Source organism: Pseudomonas sp. S3_A03 (genome assembly GCF_054668275.1).
Genome location: NZ_CP162753.1, coordinates 5,267,537 through 5,278,980 on the forward strand (window position 1 = coordinate 5,267,537; position 11,444 = coordinate 5,278,980).

The 11,444-nt window shown below is 59.0% G+C and carries 8 protein-coding genes and 2 pseudogenes; 2 read left to right on the top strand and 8 right to left on the bottom strand.

Going from position 1 to position 11,444, the window contains the following annotated elements:
• Positions 1-7: 7 nt before the first annotated feature.
• From AB4O25_RS24100 to glpD, 3 genes and pseudogenes are all read right to left on the bottom strand, one after another.
• Positions 8-745: pseudogene (locus tag AB4O25_RS24100) on the bottom strand (amino acid ABC transporter permease); the annotation flags it as partial.
• 193 nt (positions 746-938) lie between these two features.
• Positions 939-1,864 (bottom strand): annotated as a pseudogene (locus tag AB4O25_RS24105) (glutamate/aspartate ABC transporter substrate-binding protein).
• 313 nt (positions 1,865-2,177) lie between these two features.
• A complete protein-coding gene (gene glpD / locus AB4O25_RS24110; RefSeq protein WP_017526344.1) occupies positions 2,178-3,716 on the bottom strand; it encodes a glycerol-3-phosphate dehydrogenase in 1,539 nt (512 codons plus the stop codon).
• A 414-nt stretch (positions 3,717-4,130) separates the two neighbouring features.
• Between glpD and AB4O25_RS24115 the strand changes: the two genes are divergently transcribed.
• On the top strand, positions 4,131-5,063 hold the full coding sequence (locus AB4O25_RS24115; protein ID WP_068931592.1) for an IS110 family transposase: 933 nt from the start codon (positions 4,131-4,133) through the stop codon (positions 5,061-5,063).
• A gap of 170 nt (positions 5,064-5,233) precedes the next feature.
• On the opposite strand, the gene AB4O25_RS24120 is transcribed toward AB4O25_RS24115, so the two are convergent.
• From AB4O25_RS24120 to AB4O25_RS24130, 3 genes are all read right to left on the bottom strand, one after another.
• A complete protein-coding gene (locus AB4O25_RS24120) occupies positions 5,234-5,989 on the bottom strand; it encodes a DeoR/GlpR family transcriptional regulator (RefSeq protein WP_017526345.1) in 756 nt (251 codons plus the stop codon).
• Between the two features lie 95 nt (positions 5,990-6,084).
• The gene (gene glpK / locus AB4O25_RS24125) at positions 6,085-7,590 is read right to left on the bottom strand and encodes a glycerol kinase GlpK (protein WP_460150038.1); all 1,506 of its coding nucleotides are present in this window, start codon (positions 7,588-7,590) and stop codon (positions 6,085-6,087) included.
• Between the two features lie 78 nt (positions 7,591-7,668).
• A complete protein-coding gene (locus AB4O25_RS24130) occupies positions 7,669-8,523 on the bottom strand; it encodes an MIP/aquaporin family protein (protein WP_017526347.1) in 855 nt (284 codons plus the stop codon).
• A gap of 327 nt (positions 8,524-8,850) precedes the next feature.
• Here AB4O25_RS24130 and ybaK point away from each other — a divergent pair, with 327 nt between their 5' ends.
• Positions 8,851-9,321: a Cys-tRNA(Pro) deacylase gene (ybaK, locus tag AB4O25_RS24135; RefSeq protein ID WP_017526348.1), complete on the top strand. Its 471-nt coding sequence runs from the start codon at positions 8,851-8,853 to the stop codon at positions 9,319-9,321.
• A 73-nt stretch (positions 9,322-9,394) separates the two neighbouring features.
• Here the strand turns inward: ybaK and AB4O25_RS24140 are convergent, their stop codons facing one another.
• The gene (locus tag AB4O25_RS24140; protein ID WP_017526349.1) at positions 9,395-10,504 is read right to left on the bottom strand and encodes an ABC transporter ATP-binding protein; all 1,110 of its coding nucleotides are present in this window, start codon (positions 10,502-10,504) and stop codon (positions 9,395-9,397) included.
• Positions 10,501-11,421 (bottom strand): ornithine carbamoyltransferase, encoded by a 921-nt coding sequence (argF, locus tag AB4O25_RS24145; RefSeq protein ID WP_017526350.1) that lies wholly within the window; start codon positions 11,419-11,421, stop codon positions 10,501-10,503. The genes AB4O25_RS24140 and argF overlap by 4 nt, the downstream gene beginning before the upstream one ends.
• Positions 11,422-11,444 lie beyond the last annotated feature (23 nt).

Here is an 11,444-nt window from a genome sequence, read left to right on the forward strand (position 1 = left end):
TATTTACCCCCACGGAGATCAGGCCGGGCACCGCCACTTTCTTCTCGACCAGGCGCATCAGCAGCATCAGGCTCATGTTCAAGGTGAAGTAGATCAGCGTGGCCAGGGTGAAGGCTTCAAACAGGTTGGCCGAGAACTCGGCGGTCTGCTTGGTTTGCGCCAGCAATTCCATCAAGCCGATCAAGGACGCCACGGAGGAGTTCTTGAACACGTTGAGAAATTCCGAGGTGAGCGGCGGAATGATGATGCGGTAGGCCTGGGGCAGCAGCACGTCCCAGTAAATCTGCGGCAGCTTGAAGCCCATGGCGCGCGCGGCGGATTCCTGGCCGCGTGGCAGCGCCTGGATACCGGTACGCACTTGCTCGCACACGCGGGCGGCGGTGAAGAGGCCCAGGCACACGACGACGCTCAGGTAGGCCGAGGTGGTCGGGTTGAGGTCTTGTTTGTACCAGTCCTGCAGGTTCTGCGGCAGCAGGTCGGGTATCAGGAAATACCAGATGAACAGCTGAACCAGCAGCGGCACGTTGCGAAACAGTTCCACGTAGCAGGTCGCGATGCCCGATACGATGCGGTTTGGCACCGTGCGCATGACCCCCAGAATGGAGCCCAGCAGCAAGGCGATAATCCATGCCACGACGGCGATGGCGATGGTCCAGCCCAGCCCGGAGATGTACCAGTCGAGATAAGTCTCGCTGCCCACGCCGGTGGACTTGAAGAACACGCCCCAGTCCCAGTTGTAATTCATTAGGGTCTCCCCCGAAATCGATCGATGTACAAGCACCCGCTTGGGGAAAATCCGTTCCCACCCGGCGATGAACGCCAGGCACACACGATCGGCTCGAAAACCGCCAGGTCGAGTGTTCCAAGTTATAGCCAGCAGGTAGTAACAGACACCTGAGGGAGGGTTGGCTCCCTCAGGGGATAAGGTTAGTCAGGAATCAGATTTTTACGTCAGGCGCCGGCTTGTCGGTCGGGTTCTTGATCAGTTCCTTGACCTTGTCGCTCATCGGGAAGTTGAGGTTCAGGCCTTTGGTGGGATCGCGCTTTCGAACCACTTGGCGTAGATCTTGTTGATCTCGCCGGACTTGTACAGGCCGGCGATGGCGTCGTCGACTGCCTTCTTGAAGGCCGGGTCGTCTTTGCGAACCATGCACGCATAGGCTTCGAAGGACTGTGGAGTACCGGTGATCACCCAGTCATCCGGCTTCTTGGCCTTGGCTTCTTCACCCGCCAACAGCGCGTCATCCATCATGAACGCGACAGCGCGGCCGCTTTCGAGCATCTGGAAGGATTCGCCGTGGTCTTTGGCGGAGATGACGTTCATGCCCATCTGCTTGTCGGCGTTCATCGCCTTGATGATGCGCTCGGACGTGGTACCGGCGGTGGTCACGACGTTCTTGCCTTTGAGGTCGGCGAAGTCGGCGTAGCTTGGCTTGCCGTCTTTATCTTTTTTGACCAGCAGACGGGTGCCGATTTCGAAGATGTTGGTGGTGAAGGCGACTTGTTGAGCGCGTTCAGCGTTGTTGGTGGTGGAACCGCACTCGATGTCGACAGTGCCGTTCTGAACCAACGGAATACGGGTCTGCGAGGTGACCAGGTTGTACTTGGCCTGCAGATCGGGTTTGTTCAGGTCTTTTTTCAGGGCTTCAACGATGGCCAGCTGAATGTCGTGGGAGTAGCCCACCGGTTTGCCCGAACCATCCGCGATGTAGGAAAACGGAATGGAACTGTCGCGGTGACCGAGGGTGATGGTGCCGGAGTCGTTGATTTTCTTCAGTGTGCCGGTGAGTTCGGCTGCAAAAACTGGAGTGCTGATCAGAGCGGCAGCGATAGCTGCGCCCAGGATATGGGGAACGATGCGCATCAATACTTCCTCGACATTTGTTTTTTTTATGAAGCCGGTTAAACGGCTCTGTTGTACAGCGAATGCCCGTGACGGCTCCTGAGGGGTTCAGGCAATCGTCCAGAAGTGTAGAGCATGAGTCGTGCCAGGCCAGAAGTAAAAGGTTAAGCGGCTGATTTATATAATAATTATCTTTGTTTGGCGGAGGATTTATAACGCTTGAGTCCGGCAAACCGAATAGCCCTGGATATGGCGTTCGGAAAACCGAATGCCTGGCAGGTATAAAAAAAGCCCCTGGACCTCACGGTGCAGGGGCTTGGGGAGCGAGGGCCTGTCAGGCCGCCTGGGTCTTGCTGCGATTTTGCTCAACCTTGCACAGGTAGTGTTTCAGGTTGTCCTGTTCTTGCGGGGTGGTGAACAGGCCGAGCTTGGTTCGGCGCCACAACACGTCCTCGGCTTGGGTTGCCCATTCTTCGGTGCACAGGTAGTCGACTTCGCGGGTGTACAGGCCGCCCCCCAGGTGGTCGCCCAGATCGGCCAGCGACTGCACGCCCTCCAGCAGGCGCCAGGTGCGGCTGCCATAGGTGGTGGACCAGCGGCGCGCAATCTCGCTCGGCAACCAGTCGAATGTGTTGCCGATGGCATCGGCCAGGGCTTCTGGGGTGGTCATGTCTTCGCCGCCCGGCAGGCTGGCCTTGGCGGTCCAACTCGGGCGCATCTGGGTGAAATACGGGGCCAGTTGCGCCATGGCCGATTCGGCGAGCTTGCGATAGGTGGTCAGCTTGCCACCGAATACCGACAGGATCGGCGCCTCGCCCGTGCCGCCGGACAACGACAAGGTGTAGTCACGCGTGATGGCCGATGGGTTGTCTGACTCGTCGTTGCACAGCGGGCGTACGCCGGAGTAGGTGTGGACGATGTCGTCGCGACTCAGTTGCTTCTTGAAGTGCGCGTTGACCACATTGAGCATGTAGTCGGTTTCGCCTTCGGTAATCGCAACGGCGGCCGGGTCGCCGGTGTATTCGCGGTCGGTGGTACCGATGATGGTCAGGTGGTTCAGGTACGGAATGGTGAAGACGATGCGCTGGTCTTCGTTCTGCAGGATATGTGCGTGGGCGCCTTCGTACAGTTTAGGCACGATCAGGTGGCTGCCCTGGATCAGGCGGATGCCGTAGGGCGAGTCCAGCTTCAGGTCGTCCTTGATGAACTTGGCGACCCATGGGCCGGCGGCATTTACCAGCGCACGGGCGCGGATCGAGAACAGGCTGCCGTCCGCGCGTTCCATGTTCATGTCCCACATGCCGTTGCTGCGGTGTGCGCTGATGCAGCGGGTCTGGGTGTGAATGTGCGCGCCTTTTTCGCGGGCGGCCATGGCGTTGAGCACCACCAGGCGGGCGTCATCGACCCAGCAGTCGGAGTATTCGAAGCCTTTGGTGATTTCGCTTTTCAGCGGGCTGTCGGCGCCGAACTTGAGGCTTTTGGAGCCGGCGAGCTTTTCGCGCTTGCCCAAGTGGTCGTACAGGAACAGGCCGGCACGAATCATCCAGGCCGGACGCAGGTGCGGGCGGTGCGGCAATACAAAACGCATCTGCTTAACGATGTGCGGGGCCTTGGCCAGTAGCACTTCACGTTCGGCCAGGGCTTCGCGCACCAGGCGGAATTCGTAATGTTCCAGGTAGCGCAGGCCACCGTGGATCAGCTTGCTGCTGGCAGAGGAGGTATGGCTGGCCAGGTCGTCCTTTTCGCAAAGGAATACCGACAAACCGCGCCCGGCTGCGTCTGCTGCAATGCCGACGCCGTTGATTCCACCGCCGATAACGGCGACGTCATAGACTTCGGCAAGCGGTGGAGCAGGCAAGGTAGAGGGGTTCATCGGCTGGCCTCGCGATCTTTTCGTATTGGAATTCGAACATGAATGTTCATTTGCGAAAATGGTAGCTGATAAACGCGGGCACAGCCAGTCGACTTCGATTGAAAAAACTCATCGAAGGGCGGGAAAAGGAAAATTTGTGAACATGAGCCTGGGGCGGGCTCAAGAAAAAGGGTGCAGGATAAATCGCTATCGGGAGCAAGCCCCCTTGTGTCTTGATACGGGATTAAGCTGAGAGTGAGAGGGTGAGTGGCAAGCTGAATGCCCGAAGTGCTTAAAGCACGTGTGGGAGCCCATGCTGCCACTCACTTCTCCGCTCTGGACATGAGCCCGAACAGTTGAACGAGCCCACCTCGAACAGTTACAAGCGTGGGCCAAGCCAGAGCGCTCTCACTTTTAGTGTAAGAGGGTTTGGCTATGTTTTCCTATCCAGCAGGCATTGATGTTTCCAAGGACAGCCTTGAAGCTCGAGTTCATCAGGTTGACGTTGGGGTAAATTGCGCTAACGCCGAAGAAGATTTCCCTGGGTTGATTGGGTGGCTATTGCTTCACCAGGTCGGACGCGTGGTGTTGGAGGCTACTGGCGGTTATGAGCGCAAAGTCATGAAGGCGCTTCAGGCTGCGGGCCTTAATGTCATCTGCGTCAATCCCCGTCGGGCCAAGAGTTTTTCCAGGGCGATGGGGCAACACGCTAAAACCGACCCGATAGACGCAAAGTCTCTTGCGCAGTTCGCAGCGGTTCTCGACTCACCAAGCAGCCGAATCACCAGCCCGGAACATGACGAGTTGCGCGCGTTAGTCCAGCAGCGAGAGAACTTTGTTCAGCAGAGGGACGATGACAGAAGGCGCCTGAAAACAGCCTCCTGCGACGTAGTAAAACCGGCGTTGCAGAGCCATATCGACTACTTGAGCAAGGCTGTGAACGCGATAGAGCAGCTGATTCGCGAAACCGCCAACAGGCTAGACCGCGAAAAGGTCGAACGCCTGTGCTCAGTTAAGGGCATCGGGCTCATTACGGCGGCTAGCCTAATGGCATATCTGCCGGAGCTGGGCGAGATTGGCAGGCGTCCGATCACGGCGCTAGCGGGCCTCGCTCCGTATAACAACGACAGTGGGAAACACCAAGGTGCGCGTCACATTAGCGGCGGGAGGTTTTCCGTGCGTCGCTCGCTCTACATGGCCTGCTGGGTTGTCATCCGGGAACAGCCTGAATTCCAAGCCCGCTATAAAGCACTGCGCGACAAAGGCAAACGCGCAAAAGTTGCGCTAATCGCATGCATGCGTGTTTTGTTAGTCAGGCTGAACGCGATGCTGCGTTATAGAGCCGAATGGAAAGAACACGCTGCCTGAATCGGTAGCGATATGTGGTTGAAGGTCACACGGCTTGAAGCTGTGGGAGCTTGGCTGTCTTAAAAAGCGATGCCAAAGTTAGGGTCATCAAGACAGTTGCTCCCACATTGGACTGAGTTCACAGCTCAAAAGGCGGGAGGGGGCTTGCCCCGATGATGTCAGCGCAGACGCTAAACGACTTCCAGCCGAACTTTATGCTCATTGAGCAACTGCACCAACGCGGGCACCGGCTGCTGGTCAGTCACCAGGCAGTCCACCAGGCTGATCGGCCCCAGGCGAATCATGGCGTTGCGCCCGAATTTACTGGAGTCGGCGGCCAGGATCACCTGGCGCGCATTGGCAATGATCGCTTGGGAAACCCGCACTTCCTGATAATCGAAATCGAGCAGGCTGCCGTCTTCGTCGATACCGCTGATGCCAACCAGGGCGAAGTCGACCTTGAACTGGTTGATGAAGTCGACACTGGCCTGGCCCACCACGCCGCCGTCACGCCTTACGTTGCCGCCGGTGAGCAGCACGTCGAAGTCATCCTTTGCGCTGAGCATGGTGGCGACGTTGAGGTTGTTGGTGATGATTTTCAGGTGGTTGTGATTCAGCAACGCGCGGGCGATGGATTCGGTGGTGGTGCCGATGTTGATGAACAGCGAGGCGTGATCGGGGATTTGTGCGGCGATGGCTTCGCCGATGCGCTGTTTCTCATCGCGCATCTGGTCGGCACGCATGGCGTACGCGGTGTTTTCGACGCTGGAGTCATAGGCTGCGCCGCCGTGGTAACGACGCAGCAGGTTGGCGTCCGCCAGTTGGTTGATATCGCGGCGGATGGTTTGCGGGGTGACAACGAATAGCTGCGCCATTTCCTCGATACTGACGTAGCCGCGTTCGCGTACCAGTTCGAGGATTTGTTGCTGGCGGGGAGGCAGATTCATGGGGCGTCCTTTGGGCTGCCATACAAAAGTGGCCCATGATGACGCAGGAATCGACTCCCTGCCAGTTACAACCCTAAGTGGATTTTGCCCTTGGCTTATTCGGCGCCTTCGTGCGGTTCCCAGTCGCGCGTGCGGCTGACCGCTTTTTGCCAGCCGGCGTAGAGTTTCTCTTTGGCGGCTTCGTCCAGTTGCGGTGCGAATTCGCGCTCGATCACGGCCTTGCCGCGCAATTCATCCAGGCTGCCCCAGACGCCGCAGGCCAAACCGGCCAGGTAGGCGGCGCCGAGTGCGGTGGTTTCGCGCATTTGCGGGCGCTCGACCTGGGTGCCGAGGATGTCGGCCTGGAATTGCATCAGGAAGTTGTTGGCCACCGCGCCGCCGTCCACACGCAAGGCTTTGAGGCGTTCGCCGGAGTCCTGTTGCATGGCGTCGAGTACGTCGCGGGTCTGGTAGGCAATCGACTCCAGGGCTGCGCGAATAATGTGATCCACGCGTACGCCACGAGTAAGGCCGAACAGCGCGCCACGGGCATAGGGGTCCCAGTACGGAGCGCCCAGGCCGGTGAACGCCGGGACCAGGTACACGCCGTTGCTGTCCTTGACCTTGCCGGCAAAGTACTCGGTGTCGTGGGCGTCGTTGATGATCTTCAGCTCGTCGCGCAACCACTGCACGGTGGAGCCGCCGTTGAAGACCGCGCCTTCCAGGGCGTAGGCCACTTCGCCACGCGGACCGCAGGCGATGGTGGTGAGCATGCCGTGCTTGGATTTGACCGCTTTGTCGCCGGTGTTCATCAGCAGGAAGCAGCCGGTGCCGTAGGTGTTCTTGGCTTGGCCGGCTTCTACGCACATTTGGCCGAAGAGCGCCGCTTGCTGGTCACCGGCGATACCGCCGATGGCGATGCCGCTTTTGGTGCGGCCATAGATTTCCGAGGACGACTTAACTTGCGGCAGCATTTCGCGCGGAATGTCGAGGATCTCCAGCATCTTCGAATCCCATTCCAGCGTATGGATGTTGAAGAGCATGGTGCGCGAGGCGTTGGTGTAGTCGGTGACGTGGGTTTTGCCGCCGGTAAATTTCCAGATCAGCCAGCTGTCGACGGTGCCGAACAGCAACTCGCCGTTGCGCGCACGTTCGCGGCTGCCTTCGACGTTGTCGAGGATCCATTTGAGCTTGGTGCCGGAGAAGTACGGGTCGGTGACCAGGCCGGTGGTGTCGCTGATGTACTGCTCGTGGCCGTCGCGCTTGAGCTGCTGGCAGATCTCGGTGCTGCGGCGGCACTGCCAGACGATGGCGTTGTAGATCGGGCGGCCGGTGACCTTGTCCCAGACCACGGTGGTTTCACGCTGGTTGGTGATGCCGATGGCGGCGACCTGGTCATGGTGCAGGCCGGCCTGGGCCAAGGCTTCAACCATCACCGCGCTCTGGGTGGCAAAAATCTCCATGGGGTCGTGTTCGACCCAGCCCGCCTGTGGGTAATGCTGGGCGAATTCACGCTGGGCGGTGCACACCACGTTGGCGTTACGATCAAAGATGATCGCCCGGGAGCTGGTGGTGCCTTGGTCGAGAGCAATGATGTAGTTCTTATTCTGAAGGTCGGTCATGTCGATTGCCTTGCACGAAAATAAGGAAGTCAGAAATCAGCCTGGGCCTCAAAGGGCAGCAGGGCCAGGCTGGCGCTTTCAGGAAATACGGGTGTTGCCGTTGACAGCCGTGTCAGGTGTTTCAGCTATAGCAGGTGCGGCGTTCGGCAGGTGACGGGCGATCAGCCCGCGATAGGCCGCGGCGCCGAGGCATGCGCCCACGATAGGCGCGAAAACCGGCACCAGGAAGTAAGGAATATCGCGGCCACCAGTAAAGGCCATTTCACCCCAACCCGCGAAAAAGGTCATCAGCTTGGGCCCGAAATCCCGTGCGGGGTTCATCGCGAAGCCGGTCAGCGGGCCCATGGCACTGCCGATCACAGCAATCAACAGGCCAATCAGCAGTGGGGCCAGTGGGCCGCGTGGCAGGCCGTTGTTGTCATCGGTCAGGGCCATGATGACGCCCATCAGGATGGCGGTGATGACCATTTCCACCAGGAACGCCTGGGCGGTGCTCAGCAGTGCGTGAGGGTAGGTGGAGAACACCGACGCCAACTCCAGGCTGGCTTGTGTACCGCGCACCAGGTGGTGGGTTTGTTCGTAATCGAAAAACAGGTTGCTGTAGAGGGTGTACACCAAGGCGGCCGAGCAGAAGGCGCCGGCGATCTGGGCGAGGATGTAGAAGGGCAGTTTGCGCTTGTCGAAGTCGGCGAAGATGCACAGTGCAATACTGACGGCCGGGTTGAGGTGCGCCCCGGAAATGCCGGCGCTCAGGTAGATCGCCATGCTGACGCCGATGCCCCAGATGATGCTGATTTCCCACAAGCCAAAGCTGGCACCCGCGACCTTGAGCGCAGCGACACATCCGGTACCGAAGAAGATCAGCAGCGCAGTTCCGAGAAATTCGGCCATGCATTGGCTCGAAAGTGAAGGCTGTTGAAGAGCAGTTGTCATGGAAAACCTCAGTTGTTGTTCTTGTCTGGCGCACGGCCTCAACGGGCTGTTGCGCGATTTTCACCGTGACGAGGATCCCCATCCAAACCACGGCTTACTGCTCGAATGCTGCGGCTATACGTATGCAGTATTCGGAAACGAAAAAATATAGACAAGAATGACGGTTGTCAAAGGTCGAAAGTGAACTGTTGGTCACTTTCGAACTATTGGTTTGATGAATGATCACGCTTTACATGAGCCGGTGTAATGAGATAAATCGCCGCACTAGAGCGTTTTACGTGGGCTTGGCCTAGAATCGGCCCTCTGTTTGTCTCGCCTGGAGCCTTCATGACCCCTGCATTGGATTTGTTGAAAAAAGTTCGTGCCGAACATCGTATCCACAGTTATGAACACGATCCCAAGGCGGCTTCGTATGGCCTGGAGGCTGCGGAAAAATTGGGCCTGGACCCGGCGCACGTGTTCAAGACGCTGCTGGCGAGCAGCGAGAAGGGCGAATTATTGGTGGCGGTAGTGCCGGTCGTCGGAAGTCTGGATTTGAAAGCGCTGGCGCATGCGGCTGGCGTGAAAAAAGTCGAAATGGCCGACCCGGCGGCGGCGCAGCGCTCTACGGGCTATCTGTTGGGCGGCATCAGCCCGTTGGGGCAGAAGAAGCGCCTGCGCACGTTTATCGATGAAACGGCGCAGCCGTTGGCGACGATTTACGTGAGTGCGGGGAGGCGGGGGTTGGAGGTGGAGCTGTCGGCGCAGGTGCTGGCTGAACATACCCAGGCTAAATTCGCAGAAATTGGCCGGGCATAATCCAGGCTACTGGAGATCCAGTGTGGGAGGGGGCAAGCCCTCTCCCAGATTTCGCCCCGGTTTCTTCAAATACTCAACTGACCGGGCTGTAGCGCCGTACGCCTGACTCGGAACGAGGTACTTGCGCAGCGACGCTGCCTGATGCCTGGAACAGCACCAAATGCTCAGCCGCCACACGGATCCCCACATCGGCGCCGACCTGATGGTCCGCATGGCTGGGGAAAATCGATTCCAGCTGCGCGCCGGTCGGCAGTTGCAAACGGTACAACGTGGATGCGCCGAGGAAGGTTTTGCCGACGATCCGTGCTTTCAAGGCGCTGTCCGGCGCATAAACAATGTCGTCCGGGCGTAACAGCACATCCACTGCGCCACCGGTGGGCCAGGTATAGGCGCGATTGCCGCGCAGGTCGCCCAGTTCGGTACTCACGGATTCAGGCGAGCTCAACTGCCCACGAATGAAGTAGCCCTGGCCGATAAAACTGGCGACATACGGCGTCTGCGGTTCGTGATAGAGGTTGTAGGGCGTGTCCCATTGCTCGAGTCGACCCTCCTTGAAAACACCCACCTGATCGCTGACGGCGAACGCTTCTTCCTGGTCATGGGTAACCAGGATCGCACTGGTACCGCGCGCCTTGAGAATGTCACGTACCTCATGGCTGAGCTTGCGCCGCAGTTCGCCATCAAGGTTGGAAAAAGGTTCGTCCAACAACAGCAGTTGCGGCTCCGGCGCCAGGGCGCGGGCGAGGGCGACACGTTGTTGCTGGCCGCCCGAGAGTTCATGGGGGAAACGCTTGCCCAGGTTCTTCAGGTTGACCAGTTCCAGCAACTCGGCGACCACGCGCTCCTTTTGCGGATGCTTGCGGATGCCGAACGCGATGTTGTCGGCCACGCTGAGGTGAGGAAACAGCGCGTAGTCCTGGAACACCATGCCGATACGACGTTTCTCGGGAGCCAGGGTAAAACCGGCGCTGGAGATCACTTCGCCGGCCAGGCTGATTTCGCCTTCATGCACCGGCTCAAAGCCCGCGATGGCACGCAGCGTGGTGGTCTTGCCACAGCCCGAGGACCCGAGCAGGCAACCGATGTCACCTGCGTTGAGGTGCAGGTTGAGGTTTTGCACCACCCGTTGGTCTTGATAGCCGCATGCCAGATTGCGCAGGTTCAGCAGTAATGGATGGCTCATGCGTGGTGGTACGCCGGTTCGACGAGGAATTCGAGCAGGGCCTTTTGGGCGTGCAGGCGGTTTTCGGCCTGGTCCCAGGCGACTGAACGCGGGTCGTCGAGCAGGTCGAGGCTGATTTCTTCGCCACGGTGGGCAGGCAGGCAGTGCATGAACAACACGTCCGGCGCGGCCGTGTCGAGCAGGGCGCGCGTTACCTGGTACGGCGCAAAAAGTGCCAGGCGCTTGGCGGTTTCGTCCTCCTGACCCATGGAGGTCCAGACGTCGGTGCTGACCAGATGGGCACCCACTACGGCATCTTTCGGATCGCGCAACAACTGCACGCGCCCATCGGCCTTGGCCATGAACTCGGCATTGGGCTCGTAACCCTCAGGGCAGGCGATGCGCAGGTGGAAGTCGAACTGGATCGCCGCTTCTATATAGCTGTTGCACATATTGTTGCCGTCGCCGATCCAGGCCACGGTCTTGCCCTGAATGGAGCCACGGTGTTCGAGGAAGGTTTGCATGTCGGCCAGCAGTTGGCAGGGATGCAGGTCATCGGACAGGCCGTTGATCACCGGTACGCGCGAGTTGGCGGCAAATTCGGTCAGGTTGCTGTGAGCAAAGGTACGGATCATTACCGCATCGAGCATGCGCGACATGACGATGGCGCAGTCGCTGATCGGCTCGCCACGACCCAGCTGGGTGTCGCGCGGTGACAGGAAGATGGCCTGGCCACCGAGTTGGATCATGCCGGCTTCGAAAGACAGGCGGGTGCGGGTGGACGATTTCTCGAAAATCATCCCGAGAACGCGGTTTTTCAAGGGCTCGAACAGTACGCCGCGGTTACGCAGGTCTTTAAGCTCAATGCCTCGACGAATCACGCCGACCAGCTCTTCGGGCGTGCAATCCATCAGGGAGAGAAAGTGCCTTGCGCTCATCATTAACTACCTTTTTGCAACAG

What these genes read in the sequence shown, in the direction of transcription:
- argF (WP_017526350.1), bottom strand. Translation starts at nt 11,421, where the DNA reads ATGAGCGCAAGGCACTTTCTCTCCCTGATGGATTGCACGCCCGAAGAG.
- AB4O25_RS24140 (WP_017526349.1), bottom strand. Translation starts at nt 10,504, where the DNA reads ATGAGCCATCCATTACTGCTGAACCTGCGCAATCTGGCATGCGGCTAT.
- ybaK (WP_017526348.1), top strand. Translation starts at nt 8,851, where the DNA reads ATGACCCCTGCATTGGATTTGTTGAAAAAAGTTCGTGCCGAACATCGT.
- glpK (WP_460150038.1), bottom strand. Translation starts at nt 7,590, where the DNA reads ATGACCGACCTTCAGAATAAGAACTACATCATTGCTCTCGACCAAGGC.
- AB4O25_RS24130 (WP_017526347.1), bottom strand. Translation starts at nt 8,523, where the DNA reads ATGACAACTGCTCTTCAACAGCCTTCACTTTCGAGCCAATGCATGGCC.
- AB4O25_RS24115 (WP_068931592.1), top strand. Translation starts at nt 4,131, where the DNA reads ATGTTTTCCTATCCAGCAGGCATTGATGTTTCCAAGGACAGCCTTGAA.
- AB4O25_RS24120 (WP_017526345.1), bottom strand. Translation starts at nt 5,989, where the DNA reads ATGAATCTGCCTCCCCGCCAGCAACAAATCCTCGAACTGGTACGCGAA.
- glpD (WP_017526344.1), bottom strand. Translation starts at nt 3,716, where the DNA reads ATGAACCCCTCTACCTTGCCTGCTCCACCGCTTGCCGAAGTCTATGAC.